Source organism: Saccharopolyspora sp. ID03-671, from assembly GCF_045278815.1.
Classification (GTDB): Bacteria; Actinomycetota; Actinomycetes; order Mycobacteriales; family Pseudonocardiaceae; genus Saccharopolyspora; species Saccharopolyspora ipomoeae.
The window spans coordinates 3674227-3693903 of record NZ_CP134054.1; the positions used below are offsets into that span (position 1 = coordinate 3674227).

The following is a 19677-nucleotide window of genomic DNA, read 5'->3' on the forward strand; positions in this document are numbered from 1 at the left end:
GCGTCATCGGGGATCAAAGACTTGCTTCCAGGACTCCGCGCTGGTCAGCTCGGGCAGCGCCGCCCGGTACTCCTCGCGCAGTCGCGCCCACTCCTGGCCCAGCCGCTTGTAGTTGGCCAGCGCCTCCAGGCCAAGCTTGCGGAAGGTCTCCGGGTCGCGGCGCCGGAACGCCACCCCGCTGCCGTCGGCGTTGGACACCGTGGCGCTGTCGAGGTTGCCCAGCAGGAACCAGCGGGCGGCGGCGGCCGGAACGTTGAGCTGCGGCCGGTCCGTCGCGTCGTGCGCGGGCTCCTTGAGGTTGTGCAGCAGCGCCTTGGACGCGCGGGCCGCGATCACCGCCGGGTTCACCGGCGGGTTGAGCAGGCCCTCGGCCATGATCGGGTCCGCGCTCGGCGGCGGGAACTCCCGCGCCGAGGGCAGCGTCTTGGCGTCGTCGTAGTCCTTGCGCAGCTCGCGGACCTCGGGAAGCGCCGAGCGGAGACTGTCGAACAGGCCCGACGGGCCCTTCAGAAAGTCCTCGATGGCCTTCTGCTGCACGGCGACCGTGGAGTACTCCATCGACAGCAGGTGCCGCAGCGTGAGCTTGAGGCCCTGCTTGACGATGTTGTTCTTGACCTCTTCCGGGCTGTGCAGCGCGGCCAGGATCAGCCGGTTGCGGGTGTGGAAGTAGGCGGTCCAGTCCGTGGCGTCGTTCTTGTCGGTCCACGGCATGTGCCAGATGGCCGCACCCGGCAGCGTCACCGTCGGGTAGCCGTGGCCGCCCGCGCGCAGCGAGTACTCCGAGTCGTCGTGCTTGATGAACAGCGGCAGCGGCAACCCGGTGCGCTCGATGATCTCGCGCGGGAACAGGCACATCCACCAGCCGTTGTAGGTGGAGTGGATGCGCTGGTGCAGCTTCTTGGTCTTGCGCAGCGGCTTCTTGGCGAAGTCGTGGTCGGTGACCGCGCCCGGCGCGGCCCGCCAGATGCCCTGGCCGAGGTCGACGACCTCGCCCATCGTGTGCAGCCGCGAGCGCGCCTGCAGGTTGAGCATCTGACCACCGACGATGACCGGCTGCGTGGCGGCGCGGGCGAAGGCGTTGGCCCGCAGCACGCCGTCCGGCTCCAGGGCGATGTCATCGTCGATGACCATCACCTGGGCGGCGTCGGAGTTGTGGATGCCCTCGTACATGACCCGGCCGAACCCGCCGGAGCCGCCGAGGTTGTCCTGCTCGATGACGTGCAGCTTGTCGCCGATGGCCTTGGCGGCCTCGTCGAAGCCCTCCACCTCGTGGATCTTCTGCGGGCCCTGGTCGGCGACGATCACGCGCTCGACCACCGCCATGACCTGCGGGTCTTCCCCGAGGGTCTTCAGCGCCTCGATGCACTCCGAGGGCCGGATGGTGGTGGTGCCGACCACGACCTGCTGGTGCGGCATCGGCTGGTCGGTCGTCCAGGCGCCGTCGCTGATCTCCAGCTCGGCGTCGTTGGTGAACAGGTCGAACCAGATCCAGCCGCCGTCCTCGAACGGCTGCAGCGACACCTTGAACTCCAGCGAGGTCCAGTCCTCGCTGGAGACGGGCGTTCCCTGCAGGTGGACGCTGTCGCCGTTGGCCTTCGAGCGGTAGACGTCGAGCCGACCGGACCCCCTGACCCGCAGCCGCAGCACCGTCTCCTCGATCTTGGTCCAACGCTTCCAGTAGCTGGCCGGGAAGGCGTTGAAGTAGGACGCGAGCGAGATCTTGCTGTGCGCGGGGACGCGCAGGTGCCGGCGGGACACCACGGTGACGGTGCTGGCCAGCGCCTCGGGCTCGTCGATGTAGAGCGGACGCACGTCCAGCGGGTCCTCGCCGCGCGGGAACACGATCCGCTGCAGCACCTGCTCGGGTGCCACGTCCGAGGTCCCGGCGCGCACCGAAGTGACGTCGCTGAGCTTGCTCTCACCAGCGGCGTTGGGCTCTCGGGGGGTCCGGTCGGTCACGTCAGTCCTCCAGCGAGCCGTCCAGCGAACGACCCTCGGTGAAGTAAGGAGCGATCTTGTTGTCGAACATGCTCAGCGCCGAACCGATGGCCATGTGCATGTCCAGGTACTTGTAGGTGCCCAGACGACCACCGAAGATGACCTTGCGCTCCTTGGCCTCCTTCTTGGCCAGTTCGCGGTAGGCCTCCAGCTTGCGCCGGTCCTCCGGGGTGTTGATCGGGTAGTACGGCTCGTCGCCGCTCTCCGCGGACCGCGAGTACTCGCGCACGACCACCGTCTTGTCCGTCGGGTAGTAGTCCCGCTCGGGGTGGAAGTGCCGGAACTCGTGGATCCGGGTGTAGGGGACCTCCTCGTCGGCGTAGTTCATCACCGACGTTCCCTGGAAGTCACCCGTGTTGACGACCTCGGTCTCGAAGTCCAGCGTCCGCCAGCCCAGCTCGCCCTCGGCGTACTCGAAGTACTGGTCGAGCGGACCGGTGTAGACGACCGGGACGTCGGTGGGCAGCTCGCCGCGCACGTCGAAGAAGTCGGTGGCCAGCCGCACCTCGATGTTGGGGTGCTCGGCCATCTTCTCCAACCACGCGGTGTAGCCCTCGACGGGCAGCCCCTCGAAGTCGTCGTTGAAGTACCGGTTGTTGAGGTTGTAGCGAACCGGCAGCCGGCTGATGATCGCCGCGGGCAGTTCCTTGGGGTCGGTCTGCCACTGCTTGGCCGTGTACCCGCGCACGAAGGCCTCGTACAGCGGGCGGCCGATCAGCGAGATCGCCTTCTCCTCGAGGTTCTGCGCGTCCGCGGTGTCGATCTCGGCCGCCTGCTCGGCGACCAGCGCCTTCGCCTCGTCCGGGGTGAACGCACGACCGAAGAACTGGGACAGCAGGCCCAAGTTCATCGGGAACGAGTAAATCTGCCCCTGGTGTTTGGTGAACACCCGGTGCTGATAGTTGGTGAATTCGGTGAACTGGTTTACGTAATCCCACACGCGTTTGTTCGACGTGTGGAAAAGGTGCGCGCCGTAGCGGTGCACCTCGATACCGGTTTCGGGCTCCGCCTCCGAGTAGGCGTTGCCCCCGATGTGGTCACGACGGTCCAGCACCAGCACCCGCTTGTCCAGCTGGGTGGCGGCGCGCTCTGCGATCGTGAGGCCGAAGAATCCGGAACCAACAACGATCAGGTCATAGCCTGCGAAGCTCACAGTCGTCGAGGGTAGCTGGAGCGCGGTGCCACCCCGAAACCGCGTTGACGTTATTGGCTACATATGACCACGAAGAGTGTCGATATCACTGCCGAACAACGCCCATTCCTCGTTGGCCAGGCATTTCGTCACCCACCCGGGGTGAGGATCAGGACACCGGCGGCGACTATTCGTGGCTGTTAATACCCGTTAGGCGACCCGCCCGGCGAGTCGGGCGGCGGCTACCATCGCGCCGTACCGACGCGCCGGTGAAAACCCTTCACGCAGGTCCGAGGCGCGCAACGCTGGGTGGTGAGCTGTAGTGCCGACACGCGCCCGTGACGGGCGTCACGTGCTGATCGCGGCGATCGTGCTCGAGGTGCTGGCGGTCTGGTTCGTGCACTGGATCGACACCCGCGGGTACATGGACACCGAGATTTACCGCCTTGGTGCGCGCGCGTGGCTCAACGGTTACCAGGTCTACGGCGACGATCTGACCCCCGAGACGCCGGATTCCGCGACGTTGCCGTTCATCTACCCGCCGTTCGCCGCGCTGCTGTTCATCCCGCTGACCTGGCTGTCCGAGACGGCCGCCGTCGTGGTGGTCGCGCTGTGCTCGCACCTGGCGATCCTGGTGACCGCCTACTCGCTGGCGCGCTCCTCGCGCCACCTCGCGCCGCACGCGGGCCGGGTGGCGGTGGCGACCGCGCTGCTGCTGCCGTGGCTGACGATCATCGAGCCCTCGCGGGAGACCCTCAACTACGGGCAGATCAACCTGGTGCTGATGGGCCTGGTCGCCGCCGACTGCCTGCTGCCGCGCACCCGCTGGCCGCGCGGGATGCTCGTCGGCATCGCCGCCGCGATCAAGCTGACCCCGCTGGGCTTCCTGCTGCTGTTCCTGCTGCGCAAGGACTACCGGGCGATGTCCATCACCGGCGTCACCTTCGCCACCACCGTGTTCGTCGGTTTCCTGGCCGCGCCGCGCGACTCGGCGGACTGGTGGCTGGACAAGATGCTGTCCACCGGCGACTCCTTCGGCACCGTCTACGCCGGCAACCTGACGCTGCGCAGCCTGCTAGCCAAGCAGGAGCTGACCGGCTTCGCGCTGAACTCGCTGTGGATCGGCGGATCGCTGCTGCTGCTGGTCCTGGCGATCATGGGCATCCGCTACGCGCTGAGCGTCCGCGACGTGCCGCTGGCGCTGATGATCAACGCGGTGTGGGTGCTGCTCGTCTCACCGATCTCCTGGTCGCACCACTGGGTGTGGGCGGGCCCGGCGCTTGCGCTGGTGTTCGTGATGTCGCTGCGCAACCGCTGGTACGGGATGACGATCGCGGTGGTGATCTCGGCGATCACCGTGCTCGCCGGGCCCCAGTGGTACCTGCCCAACACCGATGATCGCGAACTCGACTGGACTTTCTCGCAGCAGATCGTGGGCAACGCCTACACGCTGATCGGGATCGGATTCCTCGTGTGCGCGGCCATCGCCCGCGCCCGTCTCGGCCGACGCCCGGTGAATTCCCCGGAATTCACGAGCCGTTCTCTGATTCCGGGACGCTGATTCCACCCTTCGGATTCGGGCATAAGGGAGTTCCGGGCGGCGAATGATCGCTTCCGGACCCATACTCGATATTCGTCAGGAAGCGAGTGTCGAGAAAGGACACCCGCCCTCCAGCCGAAGCGAGGTATCGCCCATGCGTTCTCGGTCCACGCGCCCGCGACTGGCAGCCGCCGCGCTGCTGACCCTGGCCGTACTGCCGATCACGGGACCGTCCGGCGCCGCCGAAACCGCCCCCGAACCCGGGACGCAGACCGTGCACATCCCGCTGCGCGACACCGCCCGCGACCGCTCCTCGGTCCGCGAGGTGCGCAGCGACAAGCCCTTCGACATGCTCGGGCTCACCTGGAAGGGCCGGGCACCCGACCACATCGAGGTCCGGGTGCGCGAGGGCGAGAGCTGGGGCCCGTGGACGCGGCTGGACACCGAGGACGGCGGCAGCGAACCGATGTGGACCGGGCGCAGCACCGACGCGCAGGTCCGCGCCAGCAGCCGGGGCGAGGACATCACCGACCAGCTGAACTTCGTCGGCATCGACCCCGCCGAAGGTGCCCCGCCACCCCAGGTCTCGGCGCCACCCCAGATCTCGGCGCCACCGCAGGTCTCGGCGCAGCAGGCGGGCATGCCGCCGGTGGTGACCCGGGCGCAGTGGGGCGCCGACGAGTCGAAGATGACCTGGCCGGTCGAGCCGACCACCACCAAGGCCGCCGTCGTGCACCACACCGCGGGCACCAACGACTACACCTGCGACCGGTCCGCGGAGCTGGTGCGCGGGATCTACCAGTACCACGCGGTCGAGCTGGGCTGGGGCGACATCGGCTACCACGCGCTGGTCGACAAGTGCGGCACCGTCTTCGAGGGCCGCACCGGCGGTCTGGCGGGCGACGTGATCGGCGGCCACGTGCGCGGGTTCAACCGCAACACCTTCGGCATCTCGATGATGGGCAACTACGACGGCGTCACCCCGACACCGGAGACGGTGCGCTCGGTGGCCGAGATGGCCGCCTGGAAGCTCGACACCGCGGGCGTGCCCGCCGACGGCTCCACGCGCCTGGTCTCCGAGGCCCCGGAGGGCTCGAAGTACCCGGCGGGGCAGGAGGTCTCGCTGCCGACGATCTTCGGCCACCGCGACGCCGCCTACACGGCCTGCCCGGGCAAGCGCGGCTACGACCAGCTCGGCGCCATCCGAGCCCAGGCCGCCGACGCCCAGCGCTCCGGTCGCCCCTGAGGTCGCGAGGTGACGGTTTTAGCCATAACTGCACCATGATCATGTCCGTTATGCCCGGACGATTATGGCTAAAACTGTCACCACCAGCGCTCCAGGACCTGCGCGACGCCGTCCTCGGCGTTGGAAGCGGTGACCTCGTCGGCCGCGGCGAGGGCGTCCGGGTGCGCGTTGCGCATCGCCACGCCGTGCCCGGCCCAGGTGAGCATCGGGACGTCGTTGGGCATGTCGCCGAAGGCGATCACGTCCGACCGCGCGATGCCGAGCTCGGCGGCCGCGGCGGCCAGGCCGGAGGCCTTGTCCACGCCCGGCGCCGAGAGCTCGATCAGGCCCGAGTCCGTCGAGTACGTCGACCGCAGCTGATCACCGATGATCTCCTGCGTCGCCGCCGCGAGCTCCCCGCTGGTCAGACCCGGATGCATCACCAGCAGCTTCATCGCCGGCTTGCCGGTCAGCTCGTCGGTCGGCGCGACGCGGATGTCGGTGTTCATCCAGTTGCGGTGGAAGTCGGCCTCGGCGAGGAACTGCTCGCGCAGGTCGTCGCGGGCGCTGCGGGTCGCTCGCTCGACCGCGAACGCGCAGCCGCCCAGCTCCCGCCGCAGCTCGCGCACCACGTCGTGCAGCGTCACCGGATCGATGTCGTGGCTGTGCAGCACCCGGTCGGCGGCGGTGTCGTAGGTGACCGCACCGTTGGCGCACACCGCGATCCCGGAAACCCCCAGGGCGGCGACGATGCGCGGCATCCACCTCGGCGGACGTCCGGTGACCAGCACGAACGGCGTTCCGGATGCGATCACCCTGCCCGCCGTCGCCGCGGTGCGGCCGGAGACCTCCTCCCTCGGGTCGAGCAGGGTTCCGTCCACGTCCGATGCCACCAGGCCAGGTTCACGCACGCCGTCCATCATGCCCGCCGCGCCGCAAATCCGGACATCATCGCTGGTGAGCTCCCGACGGGATGTTCGTCACCTGATCGGGTCGAAACGTCCGACGCGCTACCAGTACCGTCTACCCGTGCGCGTTGGGATCGTGATCTTGCCCGAACATCGGTGGTGGGCCGCGGAGCCGCTCTGGCGGATGGCCGAGGAGTACGGCTTCGCCCACGCCTGGACCTACGACCACCTCGGTTGGCGCTCCCTGGTGGACAGGGCCTGGTACGACGCCGTGCCCACGCTGACCGCCGCCGCCACCGTCACCTCGACGATCCGGCTCGGCACGCTGGTCGCCTCCCCGAACTTCCGGCACCCGGTGCACTTCGCCCGCGAGCTGACCGCACTCGACGACATCGCCGACGGCCGCATCACCCTCGGCATCGGTGCGGGCGGCACCGGGTTCGACGCGTCGGTGCTGGGACAGCCCGAGCTGACCGCGGCCGAGCGCTCCGACCGCTTCGCCGAGTTCGTCGAGCTGCTCGACCACGTGCTGCGCTTCGACGTCACCGACTACGACGGCAGCTACTACTCGGCGGTGCAGGCGCGGCGCGCGCCCGGCTGCGTGCAGCTGCCGCGGATGCCGTTCGTGATGGCCGCCAACGGAACCCGCTCGATGGAGCTGGCCGCCCAGTACGGCCAGGGCTGGGTGACGACCGGGCGCGGCGGGGACGACATGGAGAGCTGGTGGCGCGCGGTCGCGGAGCTGTCGCTGCGCTTCACCGACGTCTGCCACCAGCAGGGCCGCGACCCGCAGAAGGTCGACCGGTACCTGCAGGTCGACGCGGCTCCGACGTTCTCGCTGTCCAGTGTGGAGCACTTCCGCGACGTGGTGGGCCGCGCCGACGAGCTCGGCTTCACCGACGTCATCACCCACTGGCCCCGCCCCGACAGCCCCTACCAGGGCTCGGAGTCCACGGTCGAGGAGATCGCCTCGGAGGTCCTGCCCGAGCTGTAGGTGTGCCACCTCCGGGACGTGGGTATCCGTCCACGGCAAGGAGGTGGTGACGATGGTGTCGATGCGCGAGAAGGTGCAGGCGCTGCTCGACGAGGGCGGCACGAGCTACGCGTCCGAAGCCGGCATCAAACTGGCCGACAAGCCCTCGCCGCTGTACCGGCTCGTGGTGCTGTCGGTGCTGCTGTCCACGCGGATCAAGGCCGAGATCGCGGTGGACGCCGCCCGCGAGCTGGCGCAGTGGAACAGCCCCCAGAAGATGTTCGACGCCACCTGGCAGCAGCGCGTCGACGCCCTCGGACGCGCCCACTACCGGCGCTACGACGAGAGCACCTCGACCGCCCTGGGCCGGGGCGCCGAGAAGATCCTCGACCAGTACCACGGCGACCTGCGGAAACTGCGCGCCAAGGCCGATGGGGATCCCGAGCAGATGCGCACCCTGCTCATGGACCTCCCACGCCTGGGCCCGGTCGGCGCCGACATCTTCTGCCGCGAAGCCCAGCTCGTCTGGCCGGAGCTGCGCCCCTACTTCGACTCCAAGGCGCTCAGCGGCGCCAAGAAGCTCGGTTTGCCCACCGACCCGGACGCTCTCGCCGACCTCGTCGAGGGCCACGACCTCGCCAGGCTCGCCGCGGCCCTGGTGCGCACCACCCTCGACCGCAGCCTCGCCTCGGCCGTGGGGTGACGCGCAGTTTTCATGAAAACGTCGAAATACGAAGAAGACCCCAGGTCACCTGGGGTCTTCTCGTGTCGAGTCTTCTCGTGGGTGGGGAAGTTTTCATGAAAACTTCCCCACCACATGCCAACAGGGCCCGGAAGGAACACCGGGCCGGGAATCACTTCGGTTCGAGGACCTCGCGGCCGCCGAGGAAGGGGCGGAGGGCCTCCGGAACCCGGACGGAGCCGTCGGGCTGCTGGTGGTTCTCTAGGATCGCCACGATCCAGCGGGTGGTGGCCAGCGTGCCGTTGAGGGTCGCCGCGAAGCGGGTCTTGCCCTCGGCGTCCCGGTAGCGGGTGTTGAGCCGCCGCGCCTGGAACGTCGTGCAGTTCGACGTCGAGGTCAGCTCGCGGTAGGTCTGCTGGCTCGGCACCCAGGCCTCGCAGTCGAACTTGCGGGCCGCGCTGGAACCGAGGTCACCGGCCGCCGTGTCGATCACCCGGTAGGGCACCTCGATCTTGGCCAGCATCTCCTCCTCCCAGGCCAGCAGCCGCTGGTGCTCGTCGCGGGCGTCCTCTTCCCGGCAGTAGACGAACATCTCCAGCTTGTTGAACTGGTGCACGCGGATGATGCCGCGGGTGTCCTTGCCGTAGGAGCCGGCCTCGCGGCGGAAGCACGTCGACCAGCCCGCGTAGCGCGCCGGGCCGTCGCCGAAGTCCAGGATCTCGCCCGAGTGGTACCCGGCCAGCGGGACCTCGGAGGTGCCGACCAGGTAGGCGTCGTCCTCCTCCAGCCGGTACACCTCGCTGGAGTGCGCGCCGAGGAACCCGGTGCCGTCCATGATCTCCGGGCGCACCAGCACCGGCGGCACGACCAGCGTGAACCCGGCCGCGGTGGCCTGCGCGGCAGCCATGTTCAGCAGCGCCAGCTCCAGCTGCGCGCCGACACCGGTGAGGAAGTAGAAGCGGGCGCCGGAGACCTTCGCCCCGCGCTCCATGTCGAACGCGCCGAGCGCGTTGCCGATCTCCAGGTGGTCCTTGACCTCGAAGTCGAACTCCGGCGGCACGCCCACGTGCTTGAGCACCGCGAAGTCCGCCTCGCCACCCGGCGGGACGTCCGGCTCGACGACGTTCTGGATCGCCTTCTGCAGGCGCAGCAGCTCGGCGTCGGTCTCGGCCTGCTCGGCCTCGGCCTCCTTGACCTGGGCGGCCAGCTCCTTGGCCCGGCTCAGCAGCGCGTCGCGCTCCTCGCCCTGGGCCTTGCCGACCTGCTTGCCGAGCTGCTTCTGCTCGGCGCGCAGGTTGTCCGCCCGGGACACCGCGGACCTGCGACGCTCGTCGGCGGACAGCAGCGCGTCCACCAGGGACGCGTCCTCACCACGTGCGCGCTGCGACGCGCGCACCGCTTCCGGATCATCGCGTAGCGTCTTCAGGTCGATCACAGCTGGTCAGCGTAGTCCGCCTGGAACCCGCGCCCCGCGCCGGGTCCGACTACCCCTGCGGGATCCGGTGGGGGACGAAAGCGGCACCGTCGTCGGTGATCAGACCAGCGGTTTCCCGGATCCCGAGCCCGGCGGACTCGTCGCCGACGACCCACGCTCCCAGCGCCGGCCGCATCCCGTCGAACTCGGGAAGCGGGTCGAACGCCTGGTAGACGTAGCCCTCCTCGCCGTAGAAACCGCCCGTCTCGGTCTCCCAGCCGGGCGCGGCGATGGTGATGTTGTTGCCCTCGCGCCCGAGCCGCGGCTTGCGCACGTACTCGGTGAGCAGCCCGGGCTGGTCCAGGTAGGTCGGCAGCAGGTTCGGGTGACCGGGGTGCATCTCCCACAGGATCGCCAGCAGCGCCTTGTTCGACAGCAGCATCTTCCACAGCGGCTCGACCCACTGCGTCGCGGGCAGCGTGTTCACCGCGTGCTTGCCGAACTCGTCGTCGACCATCCACTCCCACGGGTAGATCTTGGCGACGGAGTTCATCGGCGCCTCTTCGAGGTCGACGAAGCGCTCCAGCAGGCTGTCCCAGCCGATCTCCTCGATCGCCAGCCCGACCGTGTTCAGCCCGGCCTCGGCGGCGGTCTCCTGCAGGTAGGCGGCGGTGATGTTGTCCTCACCGGTGTGCTCCTGGCCGGACCAGGTGAAGTGCACCTCGTTGGTCGCCAGCTGCGGCTTGATCTCGCCCCAGCGCTCCACGAGCTTCTCGTGGATGGAGTTCCACTGGTCGTCGCCCTCGTGGACCTCGGTGAGCCAGTGCCACTGCACGACCGCGGCCTCCAGCAGGGAGGTCGGCGTGTCGGCGTTGTACTCCAGCAGCTTCGCCGGGCCCGACCCGTCGTAGCGCAGGTCGAAGCGCCCGTAGAGGTGCGGGTCGTGGCGCCGCCAGGACTCGGCGATGTGCGGCCACACCCACTCGGCGATGCCGAAGTCCTTGTACCGCTCGGTGGTGATCACGTGGTCGACGGCGTCCAGGCACATCGAGTGCAGCAGCTCGACGTCGGCCTCCAGCGAGAGGACCTCGTCGAGGCTGAACTCGTAGTGCACGCTCTCGTCCCAGTAGGGCCGGTTGCTGCCGTCGGCGGCGCGCGCCGGGGTCCCGAACACGAGCCCGAGCTCTTCGACCTTCGACTGCCAGTCCGGGCGCCGGGCCCCGGTCTTGCGCTTCACTCGTTCAGCTCCCGCTGCTACCGGACTTGCTGGAGATCCCGAACCCGCCGCGCTGGACGGTCGAGCCCTTGGTGTTCTTCACCGTGCTGCCGGACGGCTTGTTGAAGGTCGACCCGGTCGCGGGCGAGCCGATCGGCGGCGCGGCCGTCCCCGCGCGGCGTGTAGGCGTACCGGTACGAGTTGTAGCCCCCGATGCCACCGCCGGGCAGGAAGATCGGCATGAAGAACATGCCGCCGCTGACGTGACCGCCGTGGCTGGTGACGTAGTTCTCGTCGCAGTAGTCGTCCTGGTCGCGCACACCCGGCTGACCGTTCTGCTCGGTCGCGCAGTACTCGGTCGCGGCGTTCGCCGAGGCGCTGACCTCCGACGCCGTGTACATCGCGGCCACCAGGGCGACGACGCCGACGGTCGCGCCGCCGCCGATCATCATCTTCCGGCGCTTGGCGGTCTTCGCGGCGGCCGCGGCCTGCTCGGCGCGCTCGGCGTCGGCGCGGCGCTGCTCCGCCATCTGCCGGGCCTTCTGCTCGGCCAGCGTGGGCTCGCGCGGCGTCGTGCTCTGCGGGTCCTGGTAGCGGATGCTGCCCTGAGCGTCCGCAGGGACCTGCTGGGTCGGCTCGTCGGAGGACGAGTCGTCCCCCTGAGGTCTTCCGTTGTCAGACACTGGCTTGTTCTCCGTCATCGCCCCTACTCCCAGCCGCCACACTACTCAAAGAAGTGACGCAACCGGCAACGAATGCGTTCCTTTCCGCTCCGTTTCCGGCGCAGACTGCGCGCAGCGCACACGCGCGCCAGGCATCATGTGTTCGATGGCCCAGTCCGAAAGCACCCCGAATCCCGATCGGACGACCGAAACCGGTCGGAAGAAGCCGCCCAACGCCAAGCTGGTGATGGTCGCGGCGGCGATCGGCGCTCTGCTGATCCTCACGGTGAGCATCCTGCTGAACTGGCCGATGGAGTCCGGCAAGACCAGCGGGCCCGCCGGGGTCGGCGAAGCACCCGCTCCCGAGGTCGTCTTCGAGACGCGCGCCGGTGAGTGCCTGAACTGGACCGAGGCGGACGCCGCCGACATCCGCAAGGTGACCTGCGCCGAGCCGCACCTGTTCGAGGTCACCGGCCCGTACGACCTGCGCGAGTTCGGCCCGACCGCGCCGTTCCCGAGCACCCAGCAGTGGCAGCAGATCAAGCAGCAGCGCTGCATCGAGGTCTCCGACCAGTACCTGGGCGGCCGGTACGACGAGGAGGGCCGCTTCACCGTCGGCGCCTTCACCCCGAGCCAGGACGGCTGGGCCGACGGCGACCGCACCCTGCACTGCGGGCTGCAGCAGCCGGGACCGTCCGGGAAGCTGTTCCCGATCACCGGCGAGATCGCGAAGGTGGACCAGTCGAACGTCTACCCGGCGGGCCGCTGCCTGGGCATCAACGGCACGCAGGTCTGGGACCCGGTGGACTGCTCCCGCCCGCACGCGGTCGAGCTCAGCGGCGTGATCAATCTGTCCGACCAGTTCCAGGGCGACTACCCGCCGGAGAACGACCAGGACGGCTTCCTGGCCACCAAGTGCGAGGAGCTGACCGCGGCCTACGCGGGCGGCCCGGACGTCGCCAGGGACAAGGGCCTGATCGTCTACTGGGACACCCTCACCGAGCAGAGCTGGGCGGCGGGGTCGCGGCAGGTCAACTGCAAGCTCAGCGCCCAGCTGCCCGACGGCAGCGGCCTGGCCCCGGTGACCGGCAGCGTCAAGGGCCAGGTGCAGGTCGGCAGGAGCCCGGCGGGCCAGCACACGCCGACCGAGCCCGGCGCCCCGGCGACCGAGCAGCCGCGCTGACATGCCGGTGGAGATGACCCGAGCCCGCTTCGACGAGCTCGTCGGCGACGCCCTGGACCGGTTGCCGACCGAGTTCGCGAACGCGATGAACAACGTCGTGGTGCTGGTCGAGGACACCCACCCGGAGGACCCGGAACTGCTGGGCCTCTACGAGGGCATCGCCCTGACCGAGCGCGACCACACCTACAGCGGCGTCCTGCCGGACACGATCACGATCTTCCGCGACCCGCTGCTGGCCATGTGCGAGGACGAGGAGGACGTCGTCGAGGAAGTGGCGATCACCGTCGTCCACGAGATCGCCCACCACTTCGGCATCGACGACGAGAAGCTCCACGAACTCGGCTGGGGCTGAGGAACTCCCTCCGCGGCCCTAAGCGGCGCTCCGGCCAAGGTGGGCCATGAGGCGGTCGGTGGGGGTGGCGGTCGCCGGTGGGGTCGTGGCCGGGGCGAAACCGCCCTCGCCGCGCATCATCTCCTCCGGCACCGAGTCGATCAGGCCCTGGCAGTAGCGCAGCAGGCCCTCGGAGAACTCGGCGGAACCGCCGCAGCTGCGGCGCAGGTCCCAGGCGTGCATGGCGAGGTCGGCGACCGGGAACGCGACGGCCTGCCGCAACGGCACCTCGCCGGCCGGGGACGGTCGCGGCGACTCCAGGTCGGCACCGGGCAGCGCGCGCTCGATCCGGCCGCCGATCTCGCGGAGCCGCGAAGCCGGGTCCGGGCACACCCAGTCGGCGGGCTCGGACGGCGTCTGCCAGGTCTCCCCGCCCTCCAGCAGCAGGGCGACCTTCGTCGCGCTGCCGGTCACGTGCCCGACCAGCTCCCGCACGCTCCACTCGTCGAGGATCGACGGCTCGTCCCAGCTCCCGTCGGGAACCCGCTCCACAGCGTCGACGAACAACTCCAGCGCCTCGCCCACCACCGCGTTCAGCTCGCTCATGCGCGAAACCGTAGGCCGTGCCCCCGACACCCGCCGGTTCCCGGCCACCTCCCAGGCTCGGCACGAGGTTCGCCCAGGTCGTCGGCCAGGCCGACATCACTCACGTGTCGCGCTGCCGAAGAACATCTGCGACACCGTCTACGCCCAACCCGGCTACGAGGCCTGGCGGCGGAACGCCCCCGTCGCGCTAGAGCAGGCCGTCCCAGCCGAGGCAGCGCCAGCCGGTGCGGGTGGCCGGGTCGGACTCGATGATGATCAGGCCCGTGTTCGGCAGGTGCAGCGAATCGGCCTCCGCGCCGGTGATCTCCTCCACCAGCACACCGGCGACCAGGCGCAGCATCGCGCCGTGGCTGACCATCACCACCGCGCCCTCCGACACGCCCTCCAGGGCGCTGCGGGCGCCGGCCAGGAACCGGGTGATCGCGTCCCGCCCGGTCTCGCCGCCACCCGGCATCGGCACGTCGAGGTCGTGGCTGTGCCACGCGGCGTAGACCTCGTCGAAGACCGCGAGCACCTCCGGACCGCCCAAGCCCTCCAGCTCACCGACGAACACCTCGTGCGTGCCCTCGACCAGCTGCAACGGCAGCCCGAGGCGCCGCGCGACGGGCTCGGCGGTCTGCTGCGCGCGCACCGCGTGGCTGGCGTGCACCCCGACGATCTTGTCGTCGCGCTCGGCCAGCCGCTCCGCCAGCTCCTCGGCCTGCTGCCGCCCCAGCTCGGTCAGACCCGGGCCCGGCGGCAGCGTGTCGAGCAGCTTCGCCACGTTCGCCGGGGTCTGCCCGTGCCGGGCCAGCACCAACCGCACGCCCGCCGGGGCCGACAGCTCGAACCCGCTCACGCCAACCTCCCCTCGCGCACCGCGGCCAACCACTCCGCGGACTCCCGGAACGCCTGCTCCGACGACTCCGGCCGCACCGGCGCGGCCGCCCGGTCCGCCTTCGGGTACGACCCCAGGAACCGCACCGAGTCGCAGCGCCGCTGCAGCGCCCCCAGCGCCTCGCCGATCCGCGCGTCCGCGACGTGCCCGTCGAAGTCCAGGAAGAACCGGTAGTGCCCGAAGCTGTCCTTGACCGGCCGCGACTCGATCCGGCTCAGATTGATCCCGCGCAGCGACAGCTCCGACAGCATGTCCGTCAGCGTGCCGACCTCGTGGCTGATCACCGCGCAGATCGACGTCCGGTCCGCGCCGGTCGGCTCGGGCAGCGTGCCCGGCTTGCGGACCAGCAGGAACCGGGTGACCGCGTCGCGGACGTCGGCGATGCCGGTCGCCAACCGCTCCAGCGACGGGTAGTGCTCACCGGCCACCGGCGCCGAGATCGCCGCGTCGAAGTCGCCGTCGGCCACGGCGGCGGCCGCCGCGGCCGTCGAGCTGACCGCCCGCACGTCCGCCTTCGGCAGGTTCTCGCCCATCCAGCCGCGCACCTGCGCCAGCGCGTGCGGGTGGCTGGCCACCGTCTCGACCCGCTCCAACGTCATGCCCGGGCGGGCGAGCACGTCGAACTGGACCGGGATCACGGCCTCCCGGACCGCGACCAGCGGTTCGTCGATCGTCAGCGCGTCCAGGGTCGCCGGCACCGAGCCCTCCACGGAGTTCTCCACCGGGACGCCGGCGGCCAGCACCTCCCCCGATCGCACCGCGGCCAGGGCCACCGGAACGGTGTCGCAGGGCACGAGTTCGGCGTCGAAGTCCTCGGTCAGCAAGCGCGTCGCCTGCTCCGTGAAAGTTCCGGGCGGGCCGAGATAGGCGATGTCGGGCACGCGCCCAGGTTACGGGCCCGGTGAAGCGGCCCGCCCCGAACCCGACGACCGGGCCTCACGTGAACGGTTTTCACCGACCACTCGGCGGTTTCCACGCTCCGTGACCGCTCGCGCGGCCACCGAACCGGCTAAACGCCACGTCGCCGCAGATGTGACCTACCCAATGCCACTACGCGGTGCATTCCTGCGATGCTGTGTGGCGTGACCGCAGATTCGGGGCGCTCATCGGCAGAAGGAGCGGAGCCGGAGCTGCAGCTCGTCCTCTGCGCGTTGGACGAGCCGCTGGCCGCGGCCTGGCAGGAGATCGCGGAGAGCCGGCCAGGCATGTCCGTTCATCAGGGCTCGGTGCTCGACGTGCACGTGGACGCCGTCGTCAGCCCGGCCAACTCCTACGGCTGGATGCGCGGTGGCATCGACGCGGTGTACGCCCGCGCCTTCCCGGACGTCGAGGAGCAGGTGCGCAGCGCGGTGCTCGCCTACCACGGCGGCGAGCTGCCGGTCGGCGAAGCGCTGCTGGTCCCCACCGGCGCGCCCAGCCCGATCTGGTTGATCAGCGCGCCCACCATGCGCGAACCCGGCGAGTCGCTGCCCGCCGACACCGTGCACCCCTACCTCGCCGCGCGCGCCGTGCTGCGGCTGTGGGCCAGCGCGGTCCTCGACAACGGCGCCCCGGTCCACCGCGTCGTGCACTCCATCGCCATGCCCGGCCTGGGCACCGGCATCGGCGGCGCCGCCCCCGAGCTGTGCGCCCGGCAGGTCGCCGCGGCCTGGGACGAGGTCTTCGCCCAGGTCGATCTGCACTGAGATCCGTTGCCAGGCGGGCGCAGGAGCGAGTCAGTACCGTCGGGCACGGACTACCCACGTCAGGAGGTTCTCCCGATGCTGATTCGCCGTTTGGCGCGTCCGATGCTCGCTTCGATCTTCATCTGGGGCGGCATCGGTGCCCTCCGCGACTCGTCTAACCACGCCAAGGCCGCCGCGCCGGTGCTCGACAAGGTCACCGGACCGGTCCAGGGCTCGCTGCCCGACCAGGTGCCCACGGACCCCGAGACGCTGGTGCGCGTCGACGCCGCCGTGAAGATCGGCGCGGGCGCGATGCTGGCGCTGGGCAAGTTCCCGCGGCTGGCGTCGCTGCTGCTGGCGGGCAGCATCGTGCCGACGACCCTGGCCGCGCACCGGTTCTGGGAGCACGAGGACCCGCAGCAGCGCGGCGAGCAGCAGATCCACTTCCTGAAGAACCTCGGCCTCCTCGGCGGCGTCCTGCTCGCCTCGGTCGACACCGGCGGCAAGCCCAGCGTCGGCTACCGGGCCCGCAAGAGCGCCAAGAAGGCGAAGAAGACCGCCAAGAAGAACAAGAAGTAGGTCACCTCGGGCGGACACCGCTGCGCGCGGTGTCCGGACCGCCCATTAGCGTGGTCGTCGTGGCAGTCAGAGTGCTGTTGGTCGATGATCACGAAGTGGTGCGGCGCGGTCTGCGGGACCTGCTGGACACCGAATCCGACGTCGAGATCGTCGCCGAGGCGGGCGGCGTGGGCGAGGCCTTGGCGCGCGCGCAGGCCGTCGCCCCGGACGTCGCGGTCATCGACATGCGACTGCCCGACGGCGACGGCCTGGAGCTGTGCCGCAAGCTGCGAGCGCTCCCCGACGCGCCGTACTGCCTGGTCCTGACGGCCTTCGACGACGAGCAGGCCCTGGTCGGCGCGATCAACGCCGGCGCCTCCGGCTACCTGCTCAAGCAGGTGCGGGGGCAGGACCTGGTCAACGCGGTCCGCGAGGTCGCGGCCGGTCGGTCGCTGCTGGACCCGGTCACCACCGGGCGGGTGCTGGCCCACCTGCGCCAGTCCAGCAGCCCGGAACCGGACGAGCTGGCGGCGCTCACCGAACGGGAGCGCAGGGTCCTGGAGCTGATCGGCGAGGGCCTGACGAACCGGCAGATCGCCGAGCGCCTGTTCCTCGCCGAGAAGACCGTCAAGAACTACGTGACCTCGGTCCTGGCCAAGCTCGGGATGGAGCGGCGGACCCAGGCCGCCGCCTGGGTCGCCCGCCGCGAGAAGTGACCGGGCCGCACGAGCCGGATCGCGCGAACCAACCGGCGAAGCCGGTTTCTCCTCCACCACCCTGGCGCAGTGCGGCTCGGATTTCCCTACCCGCGCCGCCGAGCAGGCTGACGGCGGATCGTGGTCATTTCTTGGTCCGGACCTCGACCGAGGTTCCTTCCGGACCGTGTTCGACGGTGATCTCGGCCTTGCTCAGGACCGCTTCGCGGATGGAGGAGCGCAGCCGATCCTTGAGCTCGGTCGGCGCGTGCTCGCCGCTGCACTTGCGCTGCAGCAGCGCCTTGAGGTGCTCCTCGATGCCGAAGTGCTCCAGGCACGTCCCGCAACCGTCGAGGTGGCGCTGCACAGCCTCGCGCCGCGCCTGGTCGCACTCGTTGTCCAGGAACAGCCACACCTCGGCGAGCGCGTCCTGGCAGGAGGCCTCGTCGGGCTCACCGCAATTCATGAAGTGCTCACCTCCTGCTGGGTCTCCCGCAAGAAGCCTCGATCACGGGCGACGTCGGTGAGCATCTCACGCAGCTGCCTGCGACCACGGTGCAGCCTCGACATCACCGTGCCGATGGGGGTGCCCATGATCTCGGCGATCTCCTTGTAGGCGAAACCTTCGACGTCCGCGAGGTACACGACCATGCGGAACTCCTCGGCCAGCAGCTGCAGCGCGGCCTTGACGTCGGTGTCGGGCAGCCGGTCCAGCGCCTCGACCTCGGCGGAGCGCAGCCCGGTCGAGGTGTGGTTCTCGGCCTGGGCGAGCTGCCAGTCGGCGATCTCATCGGTCGGCTGCTGCTGCGGCTGGCGCTGCCGCTTGCGGTAGCCGTTGATGTAGGTGTTGGTGAGGATCCGGTACAGCCAGGCCTTCAGGTTCGTGCCCTGGGTGAAGGACTTGAACGCCGAGAAGGCCTTCAGGTAGGTCTCCTGGACGAGGTCCTCGGCGTCCTGCGCGTTGCGGGTCATCCGCAGCGCGGCGCCGTAGAGCTGGTCCAGCAACGGCATGGCGTCCCGCTCGAAGCGGGCCGCGCGCTGCTCGTCCGTCTCCTCCACGACGTCCTGCTCCTTCTCCGGGGCGACGTCGCGGTTCGCGGTGGTGGTGGAGTCCGCGGTGTTCACAGAGTCCTCTGGGGTGCCAGGCACCAGGCTCCTTTCCCGCCGCCCGGGCTTGGTGGCGGCAGACGACGAACCCATGCACTCCTTCGCATGGTCCGTGTTCGAGGATACCCGCGCTGTCCTGCTATTACCGGTAGGCAACAGCGGCGTGCGCGGTGGGCGGTCCAGCACGCAGGTGTTCGTCGAATCCATCGTCACGCTGGGTTCAACACGGGCTCCGGGAGCGCTATTCCGGGCTCTAAGGTGACGTGCGTGGCAGGCAAGGGAACTCCAGCGACCGCGCTGTTGAGCAAGAAGGGCGTGACGCACCGCGTGCACGCCTACGACCACGACCCGCGCGCCGAGTCGTTCGGCCTCGAAGCGGCCGAAGCACTCGGCCAATCACCCGATCGAGTGTTCAAAACGCTGGTGGCGGACGTCGACGGCTCACTCACCGTGGGTGTGGTTCCTGTCACCGGCCAGCTCGACCTCAAGGCGCTCGCCGCCGCGGCGGGCGGCAAGAAGGCCAAGATGGCCGAGATCGCCGCAGCGGAACGAGCCACCGGCTACGTCGCGGGAGGCATCTCCCCGCTCGGCCAGAAGAAGCGCCTCCCCGTCGTCATCGACACCTCGGCCCGGGCCTTCGACACGATCTACTGCAGCGCGGGCCGCAGGGGGCTCGAGATCGAACTGGCCCCGCAGGACCTCGCCGACCTCCTGCAAGCCGGGTTCGCCGACATCGCGGGCTGAACCGAACCCGCGAGCAGCGGAGCACCGCCCTGAAAAGCCCGAGGGGAGCGACCCGCAGGTCGCTCCCCTCGGCGCCCGGTGCCGCTGCCGCGCAACAGCCGCACCCCGCTCCGAGCAGGGACGGGGGAATCGTCCTGCCCGGTTGGAAGACCGCTCGGGGGC

The 19677-nt window shown here is 69.9% G+C and carries 21 protein-coding genes; 10 read left to right on the top strand and 11 right to left on the bottom strand.

All coding sequences use genetic code 11. The features are described from left to right. Nucleotides 1-3 precede the first annotated feature (3 nt). Both REH65_RS16860 and glf read right to left on the bottom strand, forming a co-directional pair. The gene (locus REH65_RS16860) at nucleotides 4-1959 is read right to left on the bottom strand and encodes a glycosyltransferase (RefSeq protein ID WP_406688269.1); all 1956 of its coding nucleotides are present in this window, start codon (nucleotides 1957-1959) and stop codon (nucleotides 4-6) included. Nucleotide 1960: 1 nt separating this feature from the next. Next, on the bottom strand, nucleotides 1961-3151 hold the full coding sequence (gene glf / locus REH65_RS16865; RefSeq protein WP_281458316.1) for a UDP-galactopyranose mutase: 1191 nt from the start codon (nucleotides 3149-3151) through the stop codon (nucleotides 1961-1963). A 301-nt stretch (nucleotides 3152-3452) separates the two neighbouring features. Between glf and REH65_RS16870 the strand changes: the two genes are divergently transcribed. Together REH65_RS16870 and REH65_RS16875 are read left to right on the top strand one after the other, a co-directional pair. Next, nucleotides 3453-4691 (top strand): glycosyltransferase 87 family protein, encoded by a 1239-nt coding sequence (locus REH65_RS16870; RefSeq protein ID WP_406688270.1) that lies wholly within the window; start codon nucleotides 3453-3455, stop codon nucleotides 4689-4691. A 133-nt stretch (nucleotides 4692-4824) separates the two neighbouring features. After that, entirely contained in the window at nucleotides 4825-5916 is a 1092-nt protein-coding gene (locus tag REH65_RS16875) for a peptidoglycan recognition protein (protein WP_406688271.1), read from the top strand. Nucleotides 5917-5993: 77 nt separating this feature from the next. On the opposite strand, the gene REH65_RS16880 is transcribed toward REH65_RS16875, so the two are convergent. After that, nucleotides 5994-6806: an HAD family hydrolase gene (locus tag REH65_RS16880; RefSeq protein WP_406688272.1), complete on the bottom strand. Its 813-nt coding sequence runs from the start codon at nucleotides 6804-6806 to the stop codon at nucleotides 5994-5996. A 118-nt stretch (nucleotides 6807-6924) separates the two neighbouring features. Between REH65_RS16880 and REH65_RS16885 the strand changes: the two genes are divergently transcribed. Both REH65_RS16885 and REH65_RS16890 read left to right on the top strand, forming a co-directional pair. Next, nucleotides 6925-7797 (top strand): LLM class flavin-dependent oxidoreductase, encoded by an 873-nt coding sequence (locus REH65_RS16885; protein ID WP_406688273.1) that lies wholly within the window; start codon nucleotides 6925-6927, stop codon nucleotides 7795-7797. A 52-nt stretch (nucleotides 7798-7849) separates the two neighbouring features. After that, the gene (locus REH65_RS16890) at nucleotides 7850-8479 is read left to right on the top strand and encodes an endonuclease (RefSeq protein WP_281458370.1); all 630 of its coding nucleotides are present in this window, start codon (nucleotides 7850-7852) and stop codon (nucleotides 8477-8479) included. 151 nt (nucleotides 8480-8630) lie between these two features. Here REH65_RS16890 and serS read toward each other — a convergent pair whose 3' ends face one another. The 3 genes from serS to REH65_RS16905 are packed head-to-tail and all read right to left on the bottom strand — an operon-like array spanning nucleotide 8631 to nucleotide 11771. Next, nucleotides 8631-9893: a serine--tRNA ligase gene (gene serS / locus REH65_RS16895; protein WP_406688274.1), complete on the bottom strand. Its 1263-nt coding sequence runs from the start codon at nucleotides 9891-9893 to the stop codon at nucleotides 8631-8633. A gap of 49 nt (nucleotides 9894-9942) precedes the next feature. Then, nucleotides 9943-11109 carry a glutathionylspermidine synthase family protein gene (locus REH65_RS16900; RefSeq protein ID WP_281458310.1) on the bottom strand — a complete coding sequence of 389 codons (1167 nt, stop codon included), beginning with the start codon at nucleotides 11107-11109 and terminating at the stop codon, nucleotides 9943-9945. Nucleotides 11110-11126: 17 nt separating this feature from the next. Beyond that, nucleotides 11127-11771, bottom strand: a complete 645-nt coding sequence (locus tag REH65_RS16905; protein ID WP_406688275.1) for a hypothetical protein — start codon at nucleotides 11769-11771, stop codon at nucleotides 11127-11129. Between the two features lie 145 nt (nucleotides 11772-11916). Here REH65_RS16905 and REH65_RS16910 point away from each other — a divergent pair, with 145 nt between their 5' ends. Both REH65_RS16910 and REH65_RS16915 read left to right on the top strand, forming a co-directional pair. Beyond that, the gene (locus tag REH65_RS16910; protein ID WP_406688276.1) at nucleotides 11917-12933 is read left to right on the top strand and encodes a septum formation family protein; all 1017 of its coding nucleotides are present in this window, start codon (nucleotides 11917-11919) and stop codon (nucleotides 12931-12933) included. 1 nt (nucleotide 12934) lies between these two features. Further along, nucleotides 12935-13285 carry a metallopeptidase family protein gene (locus tag REH65_RS16915; RefSeq protein ID WP_281458307.1) on the top strand — a complete coding sequence of 117 codons (351 nt, stop codon included), beginning with the start codon at nucleotides 12935-12937 and terminating at the stop codon, nucleotides 13283-13285. An 18-nt stretch (nucleotides 13286-13303) separates the two neighbouring features. Here REH65_RS16915 and REH65_RS16920 read toward each other — a convergent pair whose 3' ends face one another. The 3 genes from REH65_RS16920 to pheA form a co-directional block, all read right to left on the bottom strand. Further along, nucleotides 13304-13870 carry a TIGR03086 family metal-binding protein gene (locus REH65_RS16920; RefSeq protein WP_406688277.1) on the bottom strand — a complete coding sequence of 189 codons (567 nt, stop codon included), beginning with the start codon at nucleotides 13868-13870 and terminating at the stop codon, nucleotides 13304-13306. Nucleotides 13871-14057: 187 nt separating this feature from the next. Further along, nucleotides 14058-14708, bottom strand: coding sequence for a histidine phosphatase family protein (locus tag REH65_RS16925; RefSeq protein ID WP_406688278.1), 651 nt, complete (start codon nucleotides 14706-14708; stop codon nucleotides 14058-14060). After that, nucleotides 14705-15628, bottom strand: a complete 924-nt coding sequence (gene pheA, locus REH65_RS16930; RefSeq protein ID WP_406688279.1) for a prephenate dehydratase — start codon at nucleotides 15626-15628, stop codon at nucleotides 14705-14707. The genes REH65_RS16925 and pheA overlap by 4 nt, the downstream gene beginning before the upstream one ends. A gap of 189 nt (nucleotides 15629-15817) precedes the next feature. On the opposite strand from pheA, the gene REH65_RS16935 reads away from it, so the two are divergent. The 3 genes from REH65_RS16935 (at nucleotide 15818) to REH65_RS16945 (ending at nucleotide 17685) form a co-directional block, all read left to right on the top strand. Beyond that, nucleotides 15818-16432, top strand: a complete 615-nt coding sequence (locus REH65_RS16935; RefSeq protein WP_281458302.1) for a macro domain-containing protein — start codon at nucleotides 15818-15820, stop codon at nucleotides 16430-16432. 75 nt (nucleotides 16433-16507) lie between these two features. Beyond that, the gene (locus REH65_RS16940) at nucleotides 16508-16990 is read left to right on the top strand and encodes a DoxX family protein (protein WP_281458301.1); all 483 of its coding nucleotides are present in this window, start codon (nucleotides 16508-16510) and stop codon (nucleotides 16988-16990) included. A 59-nt stretch (nucleotides 16991-17049) separates the two neighbouring features. Next, nucleotides 17050-17685: a response regulator transcription factor gene (locus tag REH65_RS16945; protein WP_281458300.1), complete on the top strand. Its 636-nt coding sequence runs from the start codon at nucleotides 17050-17052 to the stop codon at nucleotides 17683-17685. A gap of 124 nt (nucleotides 17686-17809) precedes the next feature. On the opposite strand, the gene rsrA is transcribed toward REH65_RS16945, so the two are convergent. Beyond that, on the bottom strand, nucleotides 17810-18130 hold the full coding sequence (rsrA, locus tag REH65_RS16950) for a mycothiol system anti-sigma-R factor (RefSeq protein WP_281458299.1): 321 nt from the start codon (nucleotides 18128-18130) through the stop codon (nucleotides 17810-17812). Next, nucleotides 18127-18813, bottom strand: coding sequence for a sigma-70 family RNA polymerase sigma factor (locus REH65_RS16955; RefSeq protein WP_406688280.1), 687 nt, complete (start codon nucleotides 18811-18813; stop codon nucleotides 18127-18129). Before REH65_RS16955 ends, rsrA begins: the two co-directional genes overlap by 4 nt. 225 nt (nucleotides 18814-19038) lie before the next feature. Between REH65_RS16955 and ybaK the strand changes: the two genes are divergently transcribed. Then, on the top strand, nucleotides 19039-19515 hold the full coding sequence (gene ybaK, locus REH65_RS16960; protein ID WP_406688281.1) for a Cys-tRNA(Pro) deacylase: 477 nt from the start codon (nucleotides 19039-19041) through the stop codon (nucleotides 19513-19515). The last annotated feature ends 162 nt before the right edge of the window (nucleotides 19516-19677 follow it).

Coding starts and splice junctions, on each gene's coding strand:
- REH65_RS16915 (WP_281458307.1), top strand. CDS start 12,935: ATGCCGGTGGAGATGACCCGAGCCCGCTTCGACGAGCTCGTCGGCGAC.
- REH65_RS16890 (WP_281458370.1), top strand. CDS start 7,850: ATGGTGTCGATGCGCGAGAAGGTGCAGGCGCTGCTCGACGAGGGCGGC.
- REH65_RS16875 (WP_406688271.1), top strand. CDS start 4,825: ATGCGTTCTCGGTCCACGCGCCCGCGACTGGCAGCCGCCGCGCTGCTG.
- REH65_RS16940 (WP_281458301.1), top strand. CDS start 16,508: ATGCTGATTCGCCGTTTGGCGCGTCCGATGCTCGCTTCGATCTTCATC.
- REH65_RS16935 (WP_281458302.1), top strand. CDS start 15,818: ATGCTGTGTGGCGTGACCGCAGATTCGGGGCGCTCATCGGCAGAAGGA.
- rsrA (WP_281458299.1), bottom strand. CDS start 18,130: ATGAATTGCGGTGAGCCCGACGAGGCCTCCTGCCAGGACGCGCTCGCC.
- REH65_RS16910 (WP_406688276.1), top strand. CDS start 11,917: ATGGCCCAGTCCGAAAGCACCCCGAATCCCGATCGGACGACCGAAACC.
- REH65_RS16920 (WP_406688277.1), bottom strand. CDS start 13,870: ATGAGCGAGCTGAACGCGGTGGTGGGCGAGGCGCTGGAGTTGTTCGTC.